The sequence below is a fragment of the Streptacidiphilus melanogenes genome, assembly GCF_000787835.1.
Lineage (GTDB): Bacteria > Actinomycetota > Actinomycetes > Streptomycetales > Streptomycetaceae > Streptacidiphilus > Streptacidiphilus melanogenes.
Genome location: NZ_BBPP01000012.1, coordinates 73,520 through 94,218, shown reverse-complemented (window position 1 = coordinate 94,218; position 20,699 = coordinate 73,520). Strand labels below are relative to the sequence as shown.

Sequence of the window (20,699 nt, the reverse complement as noted above, 5' to 3'; positions counted from 1 at the left end):
GCGCTACTGCTGCTGGGGGATCTCGTCCAGGAAGCCCTGGGCCTTGAGGAACGCGACGGTGCGGGTGGAGTCCGCGTAGGCCGTCCAGTACTGGGTCCCCAGGCCCGGCTGGCCGAACCAGGGCCGGATCGGGCCGGCCTGGACGATGAACTGCTTCGCGACGCGGTACAGGTGGTAGTTGACCACCGGGCCGGTCGCACTGTACTCGTCGAGGTTGGTCGGCGGGAGCGCGCGCTCGGCGTACGGCGTGCCCACGGGCGCGAGGAAGGAGCCGCGGCCGCTGCCGAACAGGTCGACGAGTTGGCCCGCGCGCAGGCGCAGGGCGTGCTCGACGGGGCGGCCGTCGCGCAGCACGAAGCCGTTGTTGTCCGGGTACCACCAGCCCGACTGGTTGGTCGCCTGGCTGGTCTGCCAGTAGCAGCCGAGGATCCAGTAGGGCGAGGTCGAGTCCTGCGCGTGGTATCCCCGCAGCATCCTGCCGACGACCCCGGTCCGGGGCAGGAAGGCGGGGCCGAGCCGCCAGTCGCCCTGGTAGTAGTCCTCCAGCGCGGGCGGGGCCGTCGTCGTGGCCGCGGTTCGATGGGCGGTCGGGCAGCTCTCGGCACCCCGGGCGGGCGCGGCCGCGTCAGCGCGGGCCGCTGCGGCCGGGGTGGCGGCGGCCAGCAGGAGTGCGGCGAGCACGCCCCCCAGGAGTCGACGTGTCAAACGCATCCGGCTTCCTTCCGCCCGTGGCCCGCGGGCCCGGTGCGGGCCGTAGGCGCGAAACAGCGCCGGCAGGCCTCGAGGGCCCGCCGGTCGCAGGTGACATCCCGTCACTTATAGCCGCGCGACCAGCCACGACGGCACAACGAAGGCCCGGAGGGCGGGGCGTGCCGACGAAATTCCCCCGTGCAGCCGAACGCTTTCCCTTCCGGTTCCTGGACGCCGAAGGTGTCGAAGTCCGCGCTGTGCAGGCGTGCCCCCCGGGGGGTCAGCCCCTGGACGCACCAAGGAAGCGCAGCACGGCGAGCACCCGGCGGTGGTCCGCTTCGGCCACCGGCAGGTCGAGCTTGGCGAAGATGTTGTTGATGTGCTTGGCCACCGCGCTCTCACTGACCGTCAGAGCCTCGGCGATGCCGGCGTTGGACCGGCCCTCCGCCATCAGGGCCAGCACCTCCCGCTCGCGGGGGGTCAGGGCGACCAGGGGGTCGCCGCGGCGGAGCAGAAGTTGGGCGACGACCTGGGGGTCCAGCGCCGTTCCCCCTTCGGCCACCCGCCGTACCGCTGCGGCGAAGTCCTGGACATCGGCCACGCGTTGCTTGAGCAGGTAGCCCACTCCGCTCGTGTTGGTCGCCAACAGGTCAGCCGCGTACCGCTCCTCCACGTACTGCGAGAGCAGGACCACCGCCGTGCGCGGGCGGCCGCGGCGGATCACCGCGGCCGCCCGCACGCCCTCGTCGGTGAAGGTGGGCGGCATCCGGACGTCCACCAGGGCGAGTTCGGGCTGGTGCTCCTCGACGGCGGCCAACAGCGCTTCCGCATCGCCGACTTCCGCGACGACCTGGAAGCCGCCCATCTCCAGCACCTTGACCAGGCCGACCCGCAACAGCACCGAGTCCTCGGCGATCACCGCGCGCACGGCAGCTCCACCGTCACGGTCGTCGGTCCCCCGACGGGACTGCTGAGCCGGAATATGCCGTCGACGGAGCCCACCCGCTTGGCCAACCCGCTCAACCCCGTGCCACCGGAGGGGTCGGCGCCGCCCAGCCCGTCGTCGGTGACGTTCACCCGCAGGACCGTCCCGACCCGTCGGACCGTCACCTCGACCCGCGAGGCGCCGGCGTGCTTGGTCACGTTCGCCAGCGCCTCGGAGATCACGAAGTACGCAACCGACTCCACGGCGGGCGCCGCCCGTTCCGGCAGCTCGACCCGCAGGCGCACCGGCAGCGGAACTCGGGCGGCCAGTCCGGACAACGCCGCGTCCAGGCCCCGGTCCTCGAGCACCGCCGGGTGCAACCCGCGTACCAGATCGTTGAGTTCGGCGATCGCCGCCTTCGCCTCCAGGTGCGCTTCTGCCAGCACCTCATGAGCCTCGCCCGGCAGGTCGGGCCGGGTGGCCATAGCCAGTCCCAGGTTGACCGCCAGGGAGACCAGCCGCTGCTGGGTGCCGTCGTGCAGGTCGCGCTCGATCCGGCGGCGTTCGGCATCGACCGCCTCGATCAGGTCGGTGCGGCTGCCCGCCAGGTACGCGACCCGTTCCCGGAGCCGATCGGCCCGGCTGGGTCCGAGCAGCGCCGCGACGGAGCGCGACTCCGCCCGGGCCACCACCCCGGCGAGCCAGGGCAGGAGGGACAGCAGAATGAGGCCGAGCACGGTGTAGCACGGCATCAGCGTCGCCCAGCCGAACCAGTCGCGCCGCACCCCGAGCGGCAGCGTCCACACCCAGCCGTACCCGGTGGCGCCTGCCAGACCCACCGCCGCCGCCACCAGCACCATGAGCTCCGACAAGGCCACCAGCGGGCCCAGCAGCAGGTGGTATCCGACCTGGCGCCAGGCGCGCGGTGAGGAGAGCCACCGCAGGGCCGTGGTCGGCGACCGCCGCTGCGGCACGGGCGCCGAGCGACGGATGTCCACCCCGAGCAGCGCCCGGTACCGACACCGCTGAGCCACCGTCAGCACCGGGACACTGCTCAGGACCAGGGCGAGGGACACCGGGAGCGCGAGGGCCCAGTTCCCCGTCCTGGCAGTGGTCGTCGCGCCCCAGGCCCACACGGGCACCAGCGCCAGGTGCAGCGGGACACCCGTGATCAGGAAGCCGGTGTCCCGCCGCGCCCGCCGCGCCAGGCGCCCCCACCGGGGCGGAATCGTCATGGCTCGACGTTAGAGCACTTCAACACGGGCCTGCCATGGATCTTGTATCCGCATCCATGGTGAACCCAGTACCACCACGCCGGAGCAGGGCCTCAGATGACGTCGAGTCCCGTTTTTGACGGTTCGGCGCCGCTCGGCCGTGGGGTCACCTGTGGTTCCGGGGGCCCGCTGGATCCCGGATGGTGCCATGGTTGCCCTGGGGCGCCGTGCCTGTCCGGATGATCTGACGGATGATCAGTGAGCTCGATCGAGCCCGTGCTCACCGTCGCGGAAGCAGGCCTTGGCGACGACTGTGTCGCCTTCCGACCCGGATACCGGTGGGTCCCCTACCACGGGCCGAAGCCAGGCAGTCTCAGCGCAGACTGAAGGGAGCACTGCTCAAGACCGAGAGAGGCAGCCATGGATCAAGGCTCCCGCCACGAGCTCATCAGCCGGTTGGCCGAGGCGATCCGGTCCACAGCGACCGGGCACCCGCTGCGGGTCGCCATCGACGGGCCACCCGCCGCCGGCAAGACCACGCTGGCCGACGAGCTCGCCGTCGTCCTGCGCGCGCAAAACCGCGCCGTCATCCGCGCGACCATCGATGACTTCCTGTCCCCTCTTGCACAACGCTACCGACGCGGCCGGTACTCGGCCGAAGGGTGCTACTGGGACGCCCACGACCGTGCCGCGCTGTGCAGGGTCCTGCTCGATCCGCTGGGCCCGGGCGGAGACCGAAGGTTCCAGCCAGCGGTCTACGACCGAGAAACCGAGACCCCGCTGTCCCTTCCGGTCGCCGCCGCCCCCGCAGACGCGGTCCTGCTCTTCGACGGGGTCTTCCTCTTGCGCCCCGAGCTGATCGATCGCTGGGACCTGCGCATCTTCGTGTCCGTCCCGTTCGAGCAGACGGTCGATCGCGCCCTGAACCGCGGCACCGCCCTGGCCGGGGCCGCCACCGACACCGCCGCAATCGAGCGGTCCTGGCACAACCGCTACATCCCCGCCCAACAGCTCTACTTCGCCGACGCACACCCGACCGACCACGCCGACATCATCGTCCACAACGCCGAGATCCAGCGCCCGGCCTGGGAACTCCGATCGGACTGATCGATACACAGCCCGACACCCTGTGTGCGTGATCCGGTTGCGGTAGCCGGCCTGGAACTCCAGCCGTAGATCGTGAACTTCATGGCTGGGCGGCTGCTTGGCGTCGGTAGTGGGCGGCACGGGCACGGGCTTGGTGCCGGCGTCGCCACTGCGACCAGCGGAGCCGATGCGCCAGACCGTGGACTGGGTTGATCAGTGCGGCGAACAGGTGCTGGATCTCGTTGCGGTCAGGGGGATCAGGTCCTCGGGGGCGGGACGGTCGCGGCGCTCGGCGGCGGCGTGACGGCCCAGGAAGGCATGGGCGAGCATGGCGAGAGTGACCCAGCGGTGCCAGGAGTTCCAGCGGCGGACTTGGTGCTCGTCCAGCCCGGCCAGGCCCTTTGCCTGCCTGGAACGTCTCCTCCACTGTCCAGCGCCGTCCAGTCACCTTGACCAGCTCGGACAGCGGCACCGGGCGGGGTGAGAAGCAGCGGTAGAAGGCGAGTTCGCCGCTTCGCCGGTTGCGGCGGACCAGCAGCCACCAGTTGCCGGGCCGCCCGGCCGGATCGGCGATGTCGAGCTGAGCCCAGTCGCAGTACCGCTCGCCCTTCGCTCCCGCCCCGGCGGACAGCCGCTACCAGGCCCGCCTCGGGATCCGCGCGACCAGTGCCTTCGCCTGGAACTTGCCTGCGGGTGTGACGACTTCGTGGGTGCTGGAGACAGCGAGCACGTAGCCGATCGGGCGGGTTTCGAGCGCGCTGCGAAGGTGCGGGTTGTCGCCGTAGACCTCGTCGCCCGCGACCCAGCGGGCGGGTGTGCCCGCGTCCAGCGCCCGGACGATCATCTCGGCGGCCAGTTGGGGCTTGGTCGCGAAAGAGAGGTCGCTAACGGCTCAGTGTGGGCTGTTGCGAAGATTACGATGAAGGCCCCATCGGCCTCAGCGGGTATCCGCCCAATGACCGAGAGCAGTTGCGTCTACCCGGCGGAGGGTGGCGAGTGGTGCTTCGGGTGGAATTTTAAATTTGTCGGCACCGCCGAATATAAGAACTGCTACTCAAATTACTACAACGGAACCAAAACGCATTACGCTTCCGTCATTATCGACGACAGCTTCAGCGGCCGGTACTACGCATCCGCTGGCCAGTGGGCCGATTCAAGCTTGGCAGCAGGTCTCGCGTACACCTGCTACTCCTACCACGGCACAAGCTGACAAGCAGGCATTGGAGCCGGGTGGCGATCAGCGGTTAAGAGCAACCCAACGACGCCAAGTGAGCTGTCGTGTGCCCTCCGCTCCATAGGGAGCGGAGGGCACAGGTGCTGGCTCTTCGCCGGGCCCCTGTCAAGCGAGGTAGGTTGGTGGGGCGCTGAGGGGCCTCCCCTCGCGGCCGTACGGTCCCAAGGTAGCGCCCGGGGAAGGGGAAGGGAATATATGCGCCTGCTGCGTTCTCGCGCTATACCCGTAGCGTTGTCTCTCGGGGCGGGGGTGATTCTTGGCTTTGTTGGTCCTATTGCCGACAAATGGGAAAATCCCTTTTGTGCTGCAATAGCAACAATTTTCTCGGGCGGCTGGCCGTGGGGTGGTTACGCCTTCCTAGTAGGCTTCTTCCGTCGCTCCAAAATTGAGTCAGCATTGCTGGCGTCTTTGGGGCTGGCCGTGGCAGTGGTAGTGTATTACGCCTTCAAGGATGTGAGCCCTGTGCTGCCCGCCGGGGCCGTTCGGGCCGAAAGGCCGGTCGGACAATATGGCGGCGAAGTCGCACACATTCTTCCCTGGGGAATAGCGGCATTTTTTCTGGGGGCCCCTTGCGGGATCTTGGGCAACCTGGCGCGCATCTCTGGCCTGGGTGGGCTAGCTTTCCGATTGACGGTCCCGTTTGTTGCCTTCTGCGAGACCTCGGTGCGGCTTTCAGGCGAGGCGCGAGAAGCGAGTTCGACGGCGGTGGCTACTTGGAATGTCGTTCGAGTAAGCGCGGTATTGATTGCCTTGGCCCTTGTGGGTCACGCAATCTGGCGAGCGCGGGACCGTCGGCGTCAGCTACCTGTCGCATCCCCAGAGTCGAATTGGGCTGCCAGCACATCTGATGGACCGTCGCCACGCAGGTAGTCAGTGAGCGCCAATGCCCGGCGCTACCAGCGTGACACCGGGCAGGTCGCCGCGAGACCCGGGTGACCCGCATGCTGACCGTCACCGAGCACGCGGGTGGCCGCCCGCCATCGCCTGCTGCGGCCCGGGCCACCCGACGGCAGCACCGTGATCTCCAACCGATCGAACATCACGCCACCCTACGGCGACTGGCGCACGACCTCACAGTGATCCAAGAGAAACGGCCTAGTCGAACCAGTCCGGGTCGCCGGCCTCGATGAACTGCTTGAGCACGGAGCCGTCCTGCCAGGCCTCCTGCAGCAGCGCGCCCAACCGCCCCAGGGCCTCGGGGTCGTCGCCGTGGGCGACGAACGTCCCCGCCTCGGAGTCGAAGGAGATCCGGTCCGTCAGTTCGGGGGCACGAACCCGCAGGGCCGATCGGGCCACGCCCTCCCAGCCGTAACCGTTGCCGTACTGCCCGCACTCCTCGAAGACGTCGTCGGCCGGACCCATGTCGCTGTCGCTCAGCATCAGGCAGTACGTGCCCGGCCGGTGGTCGTACTCGAAGAGCACCAGGGGTTCGAGAGTCGTGCGATCACTCATGGCGCCGACCCTACAAGTCGCCTCCGACAGTCACGGCTCGACCGCCTGCGCGCGGGCCCGCGCCAGGGCGTAGCGGGCAGCGAGTGGGCCGTAGCTGAGGCCGTGGAGAGCCAGGCTGATGAGGACGGTCATCGTCATCACCTGGCCGACCAGGTCGGCGGCGTGCGGGTCGGTCGGGGCCAGGCCGATGAACGCGAGGAGGCCGAAGACGATGGAGGCGAGCCCGCGGGGCCCGAGCCACGCCAGCACCAGACGGTCGGTCAGGTCCAGTCCGGTGCCGATCAGGCAGAGCAGCACGGGTCCGGCTCGTACGACGGTGAGCGTCAGCACCGCGTAGGCGACGACCCGTGGGTCGAACTCCCCGGTGAACGCCTGGGTGACCAGCTGTCCGAAGACGAACCACAGCGCCAGCGACATCAGCGTCCCGGCGTCCTCCACCAGGCTGAGCACCTTCGGCGGCAGGGACGGCACGTCCGGGCGGACGAACAGGCCCGCGACGAAGGCGGCGACGAAGCCGTTGCCGTGCAGCACGCCCGCCACGGCGTAGGCGAGCAGGGGCAGGGCGAGCAGCCCGAGCCGGATCGCGGCGGGGGTGGTCCAGCGGGCCCGCCAGGCGCGCCGCAGCAGGAGTCCGCCGGGTCGGCCGACCAGGGCGCCGGCCACGGTCGCCCACAGCAGCTGGTCGAACGCGTGCCCCACCGAATCCGGGGCCGGTCCGGGGGACGTGCCGTGGGTCTCCACACCGGCCAGGCAGAGCAGGAAGATCGGGGCGACGATGCCGTCGTTGAGCCCGCTCTCGACGGTCAGGACGGCGCGCAGCCAGGACGGCAGGCGGGTGTCGCGGATCAGTTCGGCGGCCGGGGCCAGGTCGACGGGCACGGTCACCGCCGCGAAGAGGGCGGCGAGCCACCAGTCGAACGGGAAGAGCAGGCCGCCGACCAGCGTCGCCGTCAGCAGGCTCAGCGGCAGGGCGAAGACCAGCAGGCGGACGAGGGAGTCCGCGCTGCGCGCGGAAGACCCCGGCGGGCACCTCGGTGGCGTCGGTGAAGAGCAGCACGGCGAGGATGATCTCCACGGCGTGCTCCGCGTCCAGGGTCGTCAGCCCGATTCGCACCGGTGCGTGCGGCCCCGCCGTGAGCGCCACGCCCGCTGCGGTCAGCGCGACCGGCGCGGTGATGCTCCAGCGCGTCAGCCTGGCGGCGACCAGGGCCCACGCCAGCAGCGTGCCCATACTGACGGCCAGCGCGATCACGCATGCACCTGTCTTCCCTGGCTTCCTCCGGCGGACGGGGGCCACACCCCCGGTCCGCACGGTAGGAAAGCCCGCTGCGGCAGCTCCACCCAGCCACGCCGGGCAACCGGGTGACGCCGCCCCGGCTCTGCCCGGACGGGGTCAGGCCGCCGCCCGCGCGCGGGCGCGGCTCTCGGTCCCCTGCCGGACGACGCGTCGGCGGCGCGTCGGCATGCCCACGGTCGGGTTGGCGACGCCCCAGGCCGCGCCCTTGCAGATCAGCTCCTTGTAGCGGGCGGCCAGACGGCCCGTCAGGGCGCGGTTCACCGCCTGGTCGTCGGCGGTGACGAACTGGATCAGGCCCTCCCGGCGGCCGAGAGAGACGCACTGCTGGTAGTAGCGGATCGAGACGTGCGGGAGCTTGGCGCCGGTGAGGCGGGCGGCGACGGCGTCGGCGGCCTGCCAGGCCATGGGGACGCCCGAGGCGCAGGACATGCGCAGCGGCTTGCCGCCGGGGCCCATCGCCAGCGCCGCGTCCCCGATGGCGTAGACGTCCGGGTGGGAGACCGAGCGCATCGTCTCGTCGACCGCGATCCGGCCGCCGGTGGTCAGCTCCAGGGCGGTGGCCCCGGCGATCGGGTGGACGGCGAAGCCCGTGGTCCAGACGGTGACCTCAGCCGGGACCGCGGTGCCGTCGGCCGTCGTCACCCGGTCCGCCTCCACGGCGGTGACCGTCGTGTGTTCGTGGACCGTGATGCCGAGGCCGTCCACCACCTTCCGCAGGTGGGCGCGGCCCTTGTCGGAGAGCCAGTCGCCGAGAGCGCCGCGCACGACCAGGGCGACCTCCAGGTCGGGGCGGGCCTCGGCGATCTCGGTCGCGGCCTCCACGCCGGTCAGTCCGCCGCCGACGACGACCACGGGCCGGCCTGCGTCCAGGGTGGTCAGGCGGTCGCGCAGGCGCAGGGCGCCCGGGCGGCCGGCGAGTTCGTGGGCGTGCTCGGCGACGCCGGGCACGCCGCCGTCGTTCCATCCGCTGCCGAGGGCGTAGACGAGGGTGTCGTACTCCAGGTCCGCGTGCTCCAGGTCTATGTGCTCCTGGTCTGTGTGCCCCAGATCCTCGCGCCCGGGGCGGTGCACGGCGGTGAGCGTCACCGCCTTGCGGTCCACGTCCACGGCGGTGACCTCGGCGAGCCTCAGTTCGACGCCCGTGCCCGCGAACATCTCGCGCAGGGGTCGGGGCGTGAGGTCCTGGCCGGTCGCGAGCTGGTGCAGCCGGACGCGTTCGACGAAGTCGGGCTCGGGGTTGACGAGCGTGATGGTGACGTCCTCGCGGTGCAGCCGCTTGGCGAGGCGGCCGGCGGCGACGGCTCCGGCGTAGCCGGCTCCGAGGACGACGATGCGGTGCTGCATGGACTTGCTCCTGTCTGCGCGGGATCCGCCGTGGTCGTGCGCGGTTTCGCCCCTTGAACCGGGCAGCCCGGCGTTTCCTGACAGGATCAGGATGTGAAGCACGTCACATGAGGTCGGCGGGCGTCAGAGGGTGTAGAGGCAGTCCCCGTGGTCCCCGGCGGCCCACAGCGCCGTCGCACGCACGAGCTTGTCGGGGTTGACCTGGCTGCGGACCGCGACGATGCCCTCCGCGGTGACCTCCAGGCAGGTGATCCCGACGACCCGCCCGTCCACGACCGCGACGACGGCGGGCCCGCCGTTGGCGGTCGTGGCGTAGATGTCGGGCGCGCCGCCGACGTAGGCCCGCTTGGACGGGCTCGGCTTGAACAGGCCGCGCAGGAAGGTGGCGACCGCGAGCGCGCCCTCGAACGCCTTGGCGCGGGCCGGGACCTTGCCGCCGCCGTCGCCGATCGAGACGGCGTCCTGGGTGAGCAGGCGTACCAGTGGTTCGGTGCGGCCGCTGGTCGCCGCGGCAAGGAACTCCTCGACGATCCTGCGGGCGGCGGCCTCGTCGATCTCGGTGCGCGCCTTGCCGTCCGCGACGTGCTTCTTGGCCCGGTGGAAGATCTGCTGGCTGGCGGCTTCGGTGAGGTCCAGCAGCTCGGAGATCTCCCGGTGGGTGTAGTCGAAGGCCTCGCGCAGCACGTACACCGCCCGCTCGTTGGGCGACAGGCGCTCCAGCAGGACGAGGACTGCGTACGACACCGACTCGCGCTGCTCGACGGTGTCGGCCGGACCGAGCATCGGGTCCCCGGCGAGCAGCGGCTCGGGGAGCCAGGCTCCCACGTACGTCTCGCGCCGGGCGCGCGCCGACGTCAACTGGTTGAGGCAGAGGTTGGTGAGGACCTTCGTCAGCCAGGCCTCAGGGGTCTCGATCCGCGCGACGTCGGCCGCCTGCCAGCGCAGGAACGTCTCCTGCACGGCGTCCTCCGCCTCGCCCGACGAGCCGAGCAGCCGGTAGGCGATGGCCTCCAGCCGCGGCCGGGCGGCCTCGAAGCGGTCGACGTCGCTGGTGATCAGGCCCATGCCCGAGATCCTAGCCATCCCGGCGCGGAACGGCGGAGCGCCCCCTGTCGGGTGGTGTGCCTGCTCCCCCGTCAGAAGTCGTCGGCGAGGAGGTCGGTGAAGCGGCGGGCACCGATGTTGCCGCCGGAGAGGAGGACGCCGATGCGGGACGGGGTCGGGGTGATGCGGCCGGCGAGGAGGGCGGCGAGGCCGACCGCGCCGCTGGGTTCGACGACGATCTTGAGGCACTCGAAGGCCAGGCGCATGGCCTCGATGATCTCCTCGTCGCTCGCCACCGCGATCTCGTCGACCAGGCGCCGGTTGATGGAGAAGGTCAGCTCACCGGGTGTCTGCGTGGCGAGGCCGTCGGCGACGGTGCGCGGGACGGGGATGCCGACGCGCTCACCCGACTCCAGTGAGCGCCTGGTGTCGTCGCCGGCCTGCGGTTCGACGCCGACGACGCGGACCGGGCGGCCCAGGCAGGTGACGGCCGTGGCGCTGCCGGCGATCAGGCCGCCGCCGCCGACGGGGACCAGCAGGGCGTCCAGGTGGCCGACCTCCTCGACGAGTTCGAGTGCGGCGGTGCCCTGTCCCGCGATGACGTGCGGGTGTTCGTACGGGGGTATCAGCGCCAGGCCGCGCTCGTCGGCCAGGGACGCGGCGAGGACGGCCCGGTCAGCGCGGTAGCGGTCGTAGGTGACGATCTCGGCGCCGTAGCCGGCGGCCGCGGCGCGCTTGGACGCCGGCACGTCTTCTGGCATCAGGACCATCGCGGTGGTGCCCAGTTCCCGCGCGGCCAGCGCGACGGCCTGGGCGTGGTTGCCCGAGGAGTAGGCGACGACGCCCTTCGCGAGCTGCCCGGCGGACAGGCGGGACACCGCGTTGTAGGCGCCGCGGAACTTGAACGCGCCGGCGCGCTGGAAGTTCTCGCACTTGAAGAAGAGCTCCGCGCCCACACGTGCGTTCAGGGTGCGGGAGCGCAGCACCGGGGTGCGGTGCGCGACGCCGTCGATCCGCGCGGCGGCGGCGCGCACGTCGTCGAGGGTCACCGGGTGGGGGTGCGTCATGGGGGTGCTCCGGACGGAAAACGACGGGTCGGCGGGTCGGGTGGTCGGCTGGTCGGCGGGTCTCAGCCGTAGTCGGCCTCACGTGCGGCCGCCGCGACGGTGGTGACCGTCTTGAACGTCCGGATCATCGTGTAGGCGGTGTCCGCGCCGAACTCCACGCGGCGCGTGTCGGTCCGGCGCACGGTGGGCACCAGATCCGCCGCCGCCGCGAGGTGGGCGGCGTCGAACTCGACCTCGACCCGGTAGGTCCTCCCGGTCACCGGCTCGGTGCGCCGCGCGAGGGCGGCCGCCTGCTCGGCGGCCTCGCGGATCAGCTTGGACGTCACCGCCGGCGGGCGGCAGACGGCGGCGTAGCGGGTCACGCAGTCCTTCACCGCGACGGTGACCGCCGAGGGCGCGTAGGTCCGGGCGTCCTCGCAGGTCAGGTCGTCGCCGGTGACGAGCGTCACCGGAACGCCGAACTGGGCCGCGACGAGGGAGTTCAGGTAACCCTCGCTCGCCGGGACGCCGTCGACCCAGACGCCGGTGATCGAGTTGGCCAGGTAGGTGTGGGCGAGGACGCCCTCGGTCCCGGCGCCGGTGTGGTAGCCGACGAAGGCGACCCCGGTGACGTCCGGGTGCTGCACGCCCTCGACCATGCTGAGGTCCTTGTGACGGCCCGTCAGCAGCTGCGCCCGCGGGTCCAGGTCCTCCAGCAGCAGGTTCCTCATCGTGGCGTGGGCCTCGTTGACCAGGACGGAGGTCGCCCCGCCGTCGAGGAATCCGGCGATCGCCGCGTTCACGTCCGAGGTGAACATCGTCCGGCAGCGCTGCCAGGCCGGGTTTCCGGGTTCGCAGTCGTCGGGCCAGGTGACGCCGGTGGCGCCTTCCATGTCGGCTGAGATCAGGATGCGCATGGGTCCTCGCGTCGGCGTCGGTTCGGTGGGTACGCAGCTGTCCCGTCCGAGTCTGTCCTGCCTCGGCCCCGGATGCCGGGTGCGTGCGGTGGAAGCGTGTCTGAGCATCCACTTCCTTGAGGCTTCCCCGGTCCGGGGCGCTCCCGTGCCTAGCTTCGTCGCCATGAGCAGCAACAGGGTGATGGACCAGGTGTGGCCGCTGAGTGCCCGGTGGGCCGACGGCGAGCTCCGGCTCGGCGGAATCGGGGTCGGCGAGCTGGCGCGGAAGATCGGGACTCCGGTCTACGTCCTCGACGAGGACGACTTCCGCGCCCGGTGCGCCGCCTGGACGTCGGCGTTCCCGGGCGGCGACGTCCACTACGGCGGGAAGGCGTTCCTCGCCCCGGCCGTGGTCGGCTGGCTGCGCGAGCTGGGCATGTCGTTGGACGTGTGCAGCGGCGGCGAGTTGGCCATCGCGCAGCGCGGCGGGATGCCTGCGGGCCGGGTCGTCTTCCACGGCAACAACAAGTCCGTCGCCGAGATCCGCCGCGCGGTCGAATGGGGCGTGGGCTGCATCGTGCTCGACTCGCTCCAGGAGCTGGAGCGCGTGGCGGCGGTCGCACGGGTGCTGGGGGTGCGTCAGGGCGTGATGGTCCGGGTCAAGCCGGGCGTGGACGCGGACACCCACGCCGCCTGGGCCACCGGCGGTGAGCGGACGAAGTTCGGCCTGTCCGCGGCGTCTGGCGAGGCGGCGGAAGCGGTGCGCCGGGTGCTGGCGGCGCCGAGCCTGGAACTGGTCGGGCTCCACTCGCACATCGGCTCGCAGATCTTCGATCTCGGTTCGTTCGGCACCGCCGCCGAGCGGATGGTGGACTTCCTGCGCGCCGTGGAACGCACACACGGCGTCACCGTCGGCAGGCTGGACCTGGGCGGCGGGCTCGGTGTGTTCTACCTTCCGGGCGAGAAGGCCGCCCCCTCCCCCGCCGACCTCGCCGCCGTGCTGCACGCCGTCGTTCCCGAGGACATCCAGATCGCCCTGGAGCCGGGCCGCTCGATCGTGGCCGCGACCACCGTCGCCGTCTACGAGGTCGGCACGGTGAAGGGCCGCTACCTCAGTGTCGACGGCGGGATGAGTGACAACCCGAGGCCGGCGACCTACGGCGCCGCCTACACCGCCGTCCTCGCCTCGCGGGCGAGCGACGCGGCTCCCGCGCCGTTCACGGTCGTGGGCAAGCACTGCGAGACCGGGGACATCCTCGTCGACGGCGTGGACCTGCCCGGCGACGTGCGCGCCGGGGATCTGATCGCGATCCCGTGCTCGGGGGCGTACCAGCGCGCGGCGGCGAGCAACTACAACCAGATCCCCCGCCCGCCGGTGGTCGCCGTGCGGGGCGGGGTGGCCCGGGTGATCGTGCGGCGCGAGACGGAGGAGGATCTGCTCCGCGTCTTCGTGTGAACGCGCGTGAACTCATCCACATCTGGACGAGATCGTTCCGTGATCATCCGTGACTTAGTCTGCGGGGATGCTCAACACGCACCGCCTGCACGTCCTCGCCGAGATCGACCGGTCGGGGAGCATCGCGGGGGCGGCGCGGGCGCTGCGCCTGTCGCCCTCCGCCGTCTCCCATCAGCTCTCCCAGCTGGAGAAGGACGTGGGCGTCGGCCTGGTGGAGCGTGGTGCGCAGAGTCTGCGGCTGACGCCGGCGGGGCGGCGCCTGTCGCTGCGCGGGCAGGAGGTGCTGGCGCTGCTCGACGCCGCCGAGAAGGACCTGCTGGCGCAGGCGCGGGCCGACTCCGGGCACCTGCGGATCGGTTTCTTCGCCTCCGCCGGGTACCGGCTGCTGCCGCAGGCGCTGTCGCGCTTCTCCGGTCGCTACCCGGCCGTCGAGCTGGAGTTGGTCGAGGGGCAGCCGCACGAGCTGGCGGACAGCGTGCAGCAGGGGGCCATCGACGTGCTGATCGCCTTCGAGTACCCGCTCGCCCCCTGGGCGCTGCCGGAGGGGGTCGAGGTCAAGGAGTTGCTGCACGAGCCGCTGCACCTGGTGGTGCCATCCGGGCACCCGGCCGGCCGGCGGGCGCAGGTGCGCCTCCAGGAGCTGGCCGGAGAGCAGTGGATCACCTCGTTCGGAACGGGCGCGCCGGTGCTCTCGGTACTGGAGCGCGCCTGCGCGCTGGAGGGGTTCACCCCGAACATCCGCTGCCGCAGCGACCACTACGAGGTGATCCTGGGTCTGGTGCGGGCGGGGATGGGAATCGCCCTGATACCGACTCTTGGCATCAACGACGCCCCGGGGGTGCAGATCACCCGGCTGTCGGGGCCCCGGCTCTACCGGAAGGTCGTCGTCGCCTTCCGGCCGGGCAATCCGAACCCGCTGCTCCACACGTTCATTGCGTACCTGGGCAGCGTCGCGTCGAGTGTGCTCACGGTGGCGAACCGTCAGCGGCAGGCATAACGTGCGCTCCTGAGGGTTTGCTGTGCGGGGTCTGAGCGGGCGCGGAGGCGTCAGCTCGCGAGTGCGGCGATGCGCGCGCCGACGGAGCGCATCGCCTGGAGCATGGCGAACTCCCCTCCGGGCGGGCACGAGGTGAGCACCGCGTAGCAAATCTGCCGCGCACCTCGGACCACGCCCACGTCGCAGCGGGTGCCGACGTCGGTGCCGGTCTTGTTCGCCACCCACAGGCCGTCGCCGCCGACCGGGCGGACGGTGTGGTCCTCAGGATCGTGCGGGATGAGCGCCGGGACCATGGTGCGGTCGGTGCACGCGGCCATCCAGCCGAGCATGGTCCGTGCCCAGGGTTCTTCGCCGGCGACGCGTTCCGCGAGGCCGAGCAGTTCCCGGGCGGTGCCGACGGCGAAGGTCGGGGGGTGTTCGGGCAGGCGCGGTTCGCGGATCCGGTCGAGCAGCCGCGTCCGCTCCAGCCCCAGCAGGGCGGCGCGTTCGTTCACGCGATCCAGGCCGAGCACGCGGATCAGCGCGTTGGTGGCGGTGTTGTCGCTGACCGCGGCTGTGAGCCGGGCCAGGTCGGGCACCGTCCAGCTGCGCGGGGTGAGCCGGGCCAGCAGGCCCGATCCCCCGCAGTAGTCGTCCTCGCGCAAGGCGACCGGCGCGTCGGCGTCCAGGGTCCCTGCGGTGAGGCCGTGCGCGGCCTCGGCCAGCAGCAGCAGCTTTCCGACGCTGGCGAGCGGCAGGGGTTCGTCGCTTCGGTGATCCAGCTCCCGGTGGGCGGAGACAGCGACGGTCAGTGTGCCCGCCCCGACGGCGGGCAGGACGCCGGTCAGCATGCGAGCACCCTCCCGGGGCGCGCCCCGGTCACGGCCCCGTCCTCCACCACGACCGCGCCGTCGACCACCACCAGCCGGATCCCGGCCGGGGGCAGCAGCGGCTCGGCGAAGGTGGCCCGGTCCGCCACGGTGGCCGGGTCGAAGACCACGAGGTCGGCGTGTGCACCCTGGCGCAGGACGCCGCGTCCGGTCAGGCCGAACCGCGCCGCCGTGGCGCCGGTCATCTTGCGGACCGCGTCGGGGAGGGAGAGCAGGCCGAGATCGCGGGTGTAGCGCCCGAGCACGCGGGCGAAGGTCCCAGACCAACGGGGGTGCGGCAGGCCGGGCCTGGGCACCCCGTCGGAGCCGATCATCGCGAACGGCGCGCCCAGCACCCGCTGGACGTCGTCCTCGCGCATGGAGTGGCTGATGATCGTCACGTCGCCGTCCTCGGCGAGCAGCAGCTCGGCGACGACGTCGAGGGCGTCGGCGCCGTGTTCGGCGGCGATGTCGGCGACGCTCCGGCCCTGGAGGCCCAGATGGTGGGCGGCGCCGGCCACCGTGATCCGGTCCCAGCCGCCGTTGCCGACGGTGTTCTCCCACCCCGGCACGCCCTCGGCGATGGAGACGCGCATCCGCTCGCGCGCCGCGGGTCGCCCAGCCGCTTCAGCAGCAGCTCCCGGCCACCGTCGTGGGCCCAGGGCGGCAGCATCGCGGCCAGGGCCGTGCTGCCCGCCGTGTAGGGGTAGACGTCGCAGGTCACGTCCATGCCCGCGGCGCGCAGCCGGTTCAGCCGCGGCAGGGTGCGCAGGGTTCCGCCCCAGGCGTACCGGCCCGCCGTCTTGTGGTGGGAGACGTGCAGGGCCGCGCCGCTGTCGCGGGCGATCCGGACGGCTTCGTCGAGGGCCGCCTCGACCTGTGACATCTCGTCACGCAGGTGCGTCACATACGGCTTGCGGTGCCGGGCCGCCACGGAGGCCAGCGCGGTCAGCTCGGCGGTGTCGGCGTAGCTGCCCGGCGCGTAGATCAGGCCGGACGAGAGCCCGACCGCGCCCGCCTCGAGCGCCTCGTCCAGTACCCGGCACATCTCGGCGAGTTCGGCGTCCGTCGCCACGCGGTCCTGGTGGCCGACCACCGACGCGCGCACGGTTCCGTGGCCGACGAGGGAGGCCAGGTGGTTGGCCCGGCCCTGGGCCGCGTGGGCGCGGGCGAAGGCGGCGAAGTCGCGCAGCCGCCCGGGGAAGGCGCTGTCGCCGCAGTTGCCGCAGATCTCGACGGTGACGCCCTGCAGCACGGCGGCGTGCGCCTGCGCCTCGCCGATGCCGTCGAGGGTGGTCAGGTCGGAGTGCGTGTGCGCGTCGACGAAGCCGGGCGCCACCACGTGGCCGGTCGCGTCGAGAACCCGCGCGGCCGTCGCGGCGCTCCCCGCGGGCAGGATCGTCACCACGCCCTCGGCGACGGCCACATCCGCGCGGCGCAGCGGGGCGCCCGTGCCGTCCGCGAGCAGGCCGCCGCGGACGATCAGCTCGAAGTCCCGTCCCGTCATCGCGCGGCCGGTCCGGAGGGCAGCGTCGTGGCGCCGCTCCTGGCCACCACCTCGTCGACGGTCTCGGCCCGGCGCAGCAGCGTGAAGCGGACCGTGCCGTCCGCGGCGACGTCGAAGCCGTGGACGGGCGGCATCGGCAGGCTGTTGTAGTGGAAAGGCGAGGAGAACGCGTAGGCCCCGGTGTCGGGAACGACGACCAGGTCGCCCTCGGACAGGCGCGGCAGCAGGCGCTCACGCGCCAGCAGGTCCCCGGCGAAGCAGCAGGGGCCGCCGACGTCCTGGACCTCCGGCTCGGCGCCGCTCGGCCGGCCGCCCTGGTCGTAGGCGAGGACGCGCAGCGGCCACAGCTCGGGGGCGAAGGCGGTGCGGGCCACCAACTGGGCTCCGGCGTGGGTGAGCGCGATGCGGCGGCCGCCGGACTGCTTGGTGTACTCCACCCGCGTGGCGAAGAACCCGTTCTTCGCCATCAGGGAGCGGCCGTACTCGGTGACGATCCGGAAGGAGCCGTCGAACAGGGCCGGCACCGCCGACTTGAGCGCCTCGACGTGGTCGGCGTGGGTCGGCGTGTCGTGGTCGGCGGTGAAGTCGACCGGCAGTCCGCCGCCGATGTCGATGCCGACGACCTGGCCGGGGCGCTGCCGGTTCACCTCGCGGGCGAAGTCGACGGCCGCGGCCACACCGGCGGCGTTGAGCTCCAACGGGACGCCCTGCGAGCCGACGTGGACATGGACCCAGCGCAGCCACGGCCGGGCCAGGTAGGCGTCGAGCAGGCGCTCGCGGTTGCCGGAATCCTCCAGCGCGATCCCGAACTTGGTGGTGCGGCCCGCCGTCGACATGGCCTCGATGCTGCCGAGCCCGACCTGGGGGTTGATCCGCACGCCGACGCGCGGGTCCGGCGCGGCGGCGCCGATGAGCTTGTCGACGCGTTCGAGCTCCTCGAAGTTGTCGACGTTGACGGCGATGCCTTCGGCCAGCGCGGTGGTCAGCTCGGCGAGCGTCTTGACGGGTGAGTCGAGGACGATCCGGTCCGCGGTGAAGCCCGCCGCCCGTGCCTGCGCGAGCTCACCGGGGCTGCTCACCTCGCAGCCCAGTCCGTGGGCACGCAGCTGCGCCAGGACCGGCACGAGCGGGTTCGCCTTGGCGGCGAAGGCGTGCAGCACGTCCAGGCCGGACGGCCAGGCCGCGCGCAGCGCCCGGGCGCTCTCGGCGAGGCCCGCAAGGTCGACGAAGCAGGCCACCGGGGTGTCCTGGGCGTCGAGGAGCCCCTGTTCGGCGGCGGTGTGAACGGCTCGGTCCCGCCTGCTTCGGCGCGCGGGGACCGGGGTCGGTGTGGAGAGCATCGCTTCCTCCGGGGAGGTTCGGACAGCGGGGCCAGCCTGCACGGACGAGGCGGTCATCGGCGGCAGCATCGAAAACCTCGGTGCTCAGTCACCACTTCCTTCCTCGGGGCCGGCCGAGCCGCCCCCAGCCGCCAACATAACGGCTCACCGCGGCAACGTCGCCGCGTGACCTGCGGAGATTCGAGTGAGGAGCAGACCCGTGACCGAATTCACCGCCTCTGCGGGCACCGTGTCCGGCACCCGCTCCGGCGCCTGGGCGTCCCCGATCACCCCCGAAGCGGTCGGCGCCCAGGAGGGCACACCGACGTGGCCGTCGGTGGTCGGGGCCGAGACCTGGTGGTGCTCGTCCGATCCGACCGCGTCTCGGGTGCGGCTGCTGCGCTGCGCCGGGCCGGGGACGCCGGCGCAGGAGGTTCTGGGCGCCGCGTGGTCGGTGGGCAACCGCTCCCTCGGCTACGGGGGCCGGCCTTTCCTGGTCCTGCCGGGGGAAGCCCGGCACCGGCTCGTCTTCACGCACGCCGCCGACCAGCGTCTGTACCTCGTGGACGTCGCCGCGTCGCGCGGCCCGGCGGACGCGCCGACGCCGGTGCCCGTTCCGCTCACGCCCGCCGACCCGGACGGCGTGACCACCGCGTACGCCGATCCGATCCTCGGCGCGGACCCGACCGAGGTCTGGTGCGTCCGGGAGGTCACCCGGGCCGCGTCGGGCGCGGGCCTTCAGGATCCGGCGCCCCGCACCTCGCGGGACATCGTGGCCGTCCCGCTCTCGGGTGCGGCGGCCGACGACCCGGGCGCGATCCGCGTGGTGGCCCGCTCGCACCACTTCCTGTCCGGGATCCGGCTGAGCCCGGACGCCTCGCGGCTGGCCTGGATCGGCTGGAACCACCCCGACATGCCGTGGGACACCAGCGATCTGATGGTGGCCCGGATCCGGGACGGGGTGGCCGTGCGGCCGAGGCGGGTACTGGGCGGCGAGGGCGTCTCGGTCCCGCAGGCCGAGTGGGCCGACGCGCGCAGCCTCTACGCGATGGCCGACCCCGACGGCTGGTGGAACCTGCACCGGGTCGAACTGGCGGGTGAGAGCGCCAGGGCGTCGTGCGTGCTGCGCGTCGACGCCGAGTGCTCGCACGCGATCTGGCGCGTCGGGGCAACCTCGTTCGCGGTGACCGAGGCGGGCGTGGTGCTGCGTCAGAGCCGCGGCGAGGAGACCCTCCAGCTCTGGGATCCGGCGACCGGCACCGTCACCGACCTCGCGCCGGAATGGACCTCCTTCGCGCTCGGGCACAGCACCGTCGGGCACAGCACAGTCCAGCAAGGCGCGGGCGGGCAAGGCGTGGGCGGACAGGGCGCCGCAGGACACGGCGCGGTCGCCGTGGTCGCGGCGGGCCCAACCGAGACCGCGCATCCGGTGCGCTTCGACCTCGCCTCCGTGCGGGGCGCCCACACGCCCGTCGTGACCGTCTCCCGCCACACGACCACGACCACGACCACGACCACGAGAGGCGACCGCCTCGGCCCCTGGCACTCGGTGCCCGAGCGCCGAACGGTCCCCGTCCCCGGCGGCTGGGAGGTGCCCTACCTGTACTACCCGCCGACCAACCCCGACCACCCGGGACGCCGTGACGGAGCCGCGCCGCTGCTGATCGACGTCCACGGCGGCCCGACCAACCGCACCGGCGGCACCCGCAGCCTGGAGATCTCGCTGTTCACCAGCCGCGGCTACGCCGTCGCCTCGGTCGACTACGGCGGGTCGACCGGCTACGGCCGCGCCTACCGCGACCGGCTGCGCCACCACTGGGGCCGGGTCGACGTCGACGACAGCGTCGCCGTCACCCGCGCCCTGGCCGAGGCGGGGCTGGCGGATCCGCTCCGGACCGCGATCCGCGGCGGCTCCGCCGGCGGTTGGACCGCGCTCGCGGCGCTCGCCCACACCGACGTCTTCTGCTGCGGGTCCGTCTACCCCATCAGCGACCCGCTGACCTGGTCGGGCGGCCAGACGCACGACTTCGAGAGCCGTTACGTCGAGACGCTCGTCGGCGTGCTGCCCGACGACGAGGACCGCCACCGCGCGGTGTCGCCGCTGGCGAACGCCGCGCGCATCACCGTCCCGTTCGTGATGCTGCAGGGCCTGGACGACACCATCTGCCGTCCCGACCAGGCGCGCCGGCTGGTCGAGGCGGTGGACCGGGCGCACGGGCCCGGCCTGTGCTTCCGCCACCTGGAGTTCCCCGGCGAGGGGCACGGCTTCCGGCGCGCGGCCACCGTCGCCGCCGCGCTGCGGGCCGAGCTCGAACTGTACGCCCAGGTCATGCACGGGAGCTGA

Annotated in this window: 17 protein-coding genes and 2 pseudogenes; 5 read left to right on the top strand and 14 right to left on the bottom strand. The window is 72.3% G+C overall.

Annotated features, from left to right (window positions below; genetic code table 11):
- Positions 1 to 3: 3 nt before the first annotated feature.
- From TR49_RS16010 to TR49_RS16000, 3 genes are all read right to left on the bottom strand, one after another.
- Positions 4 to 711: a TNT domain-containing protein gene (locus tag TR49_RS16010; protein ID WP_084724941.1), complete on the bottom strand. Its 708-nt coding sequence runs from the start codon at positions 709 to 711 to the stop codon at positions 4 to 6.
- Between the two features lie 259 nt (positions 712 to 970).
- Positions 971 to 1,618 carry a LuxR C-terminal-related transcriptional regulator gene (locus tag TR49_RS16005; protein ID WP_042382233.1) on the bottom strand — a complete coding sequence of 216 codons (648 nt, stop codon included), beginning with the start codon at positions 1,616 to 1,618 and terminating at the stop codon, positions 971 to 973.
- Complete coding sequence (locus tag TR49_RS16000) at positions 1,606 to 2,850, bottom strand: sensor histidine kinase (protein ID WP_042382231.1); 1,245 nt, start codon at positions 2,848 to 2,850, stop codon at positions 1,606 to 1,608. Before TR49_RS16000 ends, TR49_RS16005 begins: the two co-directional genes overlap by 13 nt.
- Before the next feature lie 399 nt (positions 2,851 to 3,249).
- Here TR49_RS16000 and TR49_RS15995 point away from each other — a divergent pair, with 399 nt between their 5' ends.
- A complete protein-coding gene (locus TR49_RS15995) occupies positions 3,250 to 3,936 on the top strand; it encodes a cytidylate kinase family protein (RefSeq protein ID WP_042382230.1) in 687 nt (228 codons plus the stop codon).
- 79 nt (positions 3,937 to 4,015) lie between these two features.
- On the opposite strand, the pseudogene TR49_RS41520 reads toward TR49_RS15995, so the two are convergent.
- Positions 4,016 to 4,792 (bottom strand): annotated as a pseudogene (locus TR49_RS41520) (IS701 family transposase); the annotation flags it as partial.
- 42 nt (positions 4,793 to 4,834) lie between these two features.
- Between TR49_RS41520 and TR49_RS46695 the strand changes: the two are divergent.
- Positions 4,835 to 5,125 (top strand): lactococcin 972 family bacteriocin, encoded by a 291-nt coding sequence (locus TR49_RS46695; RefSeq protein ID WP_152627292.1) that lies wholly within the window; start codon positions 4,835 to 4,837, stop codon positions 5,123 to 5,125.
- Positions 5,126 to 6,244: 1,119 nt separating this feature from the next.
- Here the strand turns inward: TR49_RS46695 and TR49_RS15985 are convergent.
- The 6 genes from TR49_RS15985 to TR49_RS15960 all read right to left on the bottom strand — a co-directional run bounded on the left by TR49_RS15985 (position 6,245) and on the right by TR49_RS15960 (position 12,249).
- Positions 6,245 to 6,601, bottom strand: a complete 357-nt coding sequence (locus TR49_RS15985; RefSeq protein WP_042382228.1) for an immunity 51 family protein — start codon at positions 6,599 to 6,601, stop codon at positions 6,245 to 6,247.
- 30 nt (positions 6,602 to 6,631) lie between these two features.
- On the bottom strand, positions 6,632 to 7,531 hold the full coding sequence (locus TR49_RS15980; RefSeq protein WP_236653391.1) for a cation:proton antiporter domain-containing protein: 900 nt from the start codon (positions 7,529 to 7,531) through the stop codon (positions 6,632 to 6,634).
- A 463-nt stretch (positions 7,532 to 7,994) separates the two neighbouring features.
- Positions 7,995 to 9,242: an NAD(P)/FAD-dependent oxidoreductase gene (locus TR49_RS15975; protein WP_042382224.1), complete on the bottom strand. Its 1,248-nt coding sequence runs from the start codon at positions 9,240 to 9,242 to the stop codon at positions 7,995 to 7,997.
- A gap of 123 nt (positions 9,243 to 9,365) precedes the next feature.
- Positions 9,366 to 10,307, bottom strand: a complete 942-nt coding sequence (gene sigJ / locus TR49_RS15970) for an RNA polymerase sigma factor SigJ (protein WP_042382222.1) — start codon at positions 10,305 to 10,307, stop codon at positions 9,366 to 9,368.
- Between the two features lie 71 nt (positions 10,308 to 10,378).
- Positions 10,379 to 11,353, bottom strand: a complete 975-nt coding sequence (locus TR49_RS15965; RefSeq protein WP_042382218.1) for a pyridoxal-phosphate dependent enzyme — start codon at positions 11,351 to 11,353, stop codon at positions 10,379 to 10,381.
- A 62-nt stretch (positions 11,354 to 11,415) separates the two neighbouring features.
- Complete coding sequence (locus tag TR49_RS15960; RefSeq protein WP_042382216.1) at positions 11,416 to 12,249, bottom strand: M55 family metallopeptidase; 834 nt, start codon at positions 12,247 to 12,249, stop codon at positions 11,416 to 11,418.
- Between the two features lie 163 nt (positions 12,250 to 12,412).
- Here TR49_RS15960 and lysA point away from each other — a divergent pair, with 163 nt between their 5' ends.
- Positions 12,413 to 13,684: a diaminopimelate decarboxylase gene (gene lysA / locus TR49_RS15955; RefSeq protein ID WP_052434339.1), complete on the top strand. Its 1,272-nt coding sequence runs from the start codon at positions 12,413 to 12,415 to the stop codon at positions 13,682 to 13,684.
- Positions 13,685 to 13,751: 67 nt separating this feature from the next.
- Positions 13,752 to 14,681 (top strand): LysR family transcriptional regulator, encoded by a 930-nt coding sequence (locus TR49_RS15950; protein WP_042382210.1) that lies wholly within the window; start codon positions 13,752 to 13,754, stop codon positions 14,679 to 14,681.
- A 50-nt stretch (positions 14,682 to 14,731) separates the two neighbouring features.
- On the opposite strand, the gene TR49_RS15945 is transcribed toward TR49_RS15950, so the two are convergent.
- The 4 genes and pseudogenes from TR49_RS15945 to TR49_RS15930 all read right to left on the bottom strand — a co-directional run bounded on the left by TR49_RS15945 (position 14,732) and on the right by TR49_RS15930 (position 18,376).
- Positions 14,732 to 15,511 (bottom strand): serine hydrolase, encoded by a 780-nt coding sequence (locus tag TR49_RS15945; RefSeq protein WP_042382207.1) that lies wholly within the window; start codon positions 15,509 to 15,511, stop codon positions 14,732 to 14,734.
- A complete protein-coding gene (locus TR49_RS44985; protein WP_236653382.1) occupies positions 15,505 to 16,125 on the bottom strand; it encodes an amidohydrolase family protein in 621 nt (206 codons plus the stop codon). The genes TR49_RS15945 and TR49_RS44985 overlap by 7 nt, the downstream gene beginning before the upstream one ends.
- Positions 16,126 to 16,301: 176 nt before the next feature.
- Positions 16,302 to 17,036, bottom strand: a pseudogene (locus TR49_RS40000) (amidohydrolase family protein); the annotation flags it as partial.
- Positions 17,033 to 18,376, bottom strand: coding sequence for a type III PLP-dependent enzyme domain-containing protein (locus TR49_RS15930; RefSeq protein ID WP_042382367.1), 1,344 nt, complete (start codon positions 18,374 to 18,376; stop codon positions 17,033 to 17,035). The pseudogene TR49_RS40000 and the gene TR49_RS15930, both read right to left, overlap by 4 nt.
- Before the next feature lie 199 nt (positions 18,377 to 18,575).
- Between TR49_RS15930 and TR49_RS15925 the strand changes: the two genes are divergently transcribed.
- Entirely contained in the window at positions 18,576 to 20,699 is a 2,124-nt protein-coding gene (locus TR49_RS15925; RefSeq protein ID WP_052434338.1) for a S9 family peptidase, read from the top strand.

What these genes read in the sequence shown, in the direction of transcription:
- TR49_RS16010 (WP_084724941.1), bottom strand. Translation starts at nt 711, where the DNA reads ATGCGTTTGACACGTCGACTCCTGGGGGGCGTGCTCGCCGCACTCCTG.
- TR49_RS15975 (WP_042382224.1), bottom strand. Translation starts at nt 9,242, where the DNA reads ATGCAGCACCGCATCGTCGTCCTCGGAGCCGGCTACGCCGGAGCCGTC.
- TR49_RS15965 (WP_042382218.1), bottom strand. Translation starts at nt 11,353, where the DNA reads ATGACGCACCCCCACCCGGTGACCCTCGACGACGTGCGCGCCGCCGCC.
- TR49_RS15930 (WP_042382367.1), bottom strand. Translation starts at nt 18,376, where the DNA reads ATGCTCTCCACACCGACCCCGGTCCCCGCGCGCCGAAGCAGGCGGGAC.
- TR49_RS15945 (WP_042382207.1), bottom strand. Translation starts at nt 15,511, where the DNA reads ATGCTGACCGGCGTCCTGCCCGCCGTCGGGGCGGGCACACTGACCGTC.
- TR49_RS15985 (WP_042382228.1), bottom strand. Translation starts at nt 6,601, where the DNA reads ATGAGTGATCGCACGACTCTCGAACCCCTGGTGCTCTTCGAGTACGAC.
- TR49_RS15950 (WP_042382210.1), top strand. Translation starts at nt 13,752, where the DNA reads ATGCTCAACACGCACCGCCTGCACGTCCTCGCCGAGATCGACCGGTCG.
- TR49_RS44985 (WP_236653382.1), bottom strand. Translation starts at nt 16,125, where the DNA reads ATGCGCGTCTCCATCGCCGAGGGCGTGCCGGGGTGGGAGAACACCGTC.
- TR49_RS46695 (WP_152627292.1), top strand. Translation starts at nt 4,835, where the DNA reads ATGAAGGCCCCATCGGCCTCAGCGGGTATCCGCCCAATGACCGAGAGC.
- TR49_RS15960 (WP_042382216.1), bottom strand. Translation starts at nt 12,249, where the DNA reads ATGCGCATCCTGATCTCAGCCGACATGGAAGGCGCCACCGGCGTCACC.
- lysA (WP_052434339.1), top strand. Translation starts at nt 12,413, where the DNA reads ATGAGCAGCAACAGGGTGATGGACCAGGTGTGGCCGCTGAGTGCCCGG.
- TR49_RS16000 (WP_042382231.1), bottom strand. Translation starts at nt 2,850, where the DNA reads ATGACGATTCCGCCCCGGTGGGGGCGCCTGGCGCGGCGGGCGCGGCGG.
- TR49_RS15995 (WP_042382230.1), top strand. Translation starts at nt 3,250, where the DNA reads ATGGATCAAGGCTCCCGCCACGAGCTCATCAGCCGGTTGGCCGAGGCG.
- sigJ (WP_042382222.1), bottom strand. Translation starts at nt 10,307, where the DNA reads ATGGGCCTGATCACCAGCGACGTCGACCGCTTCGAGGCCGCCCGGCCG.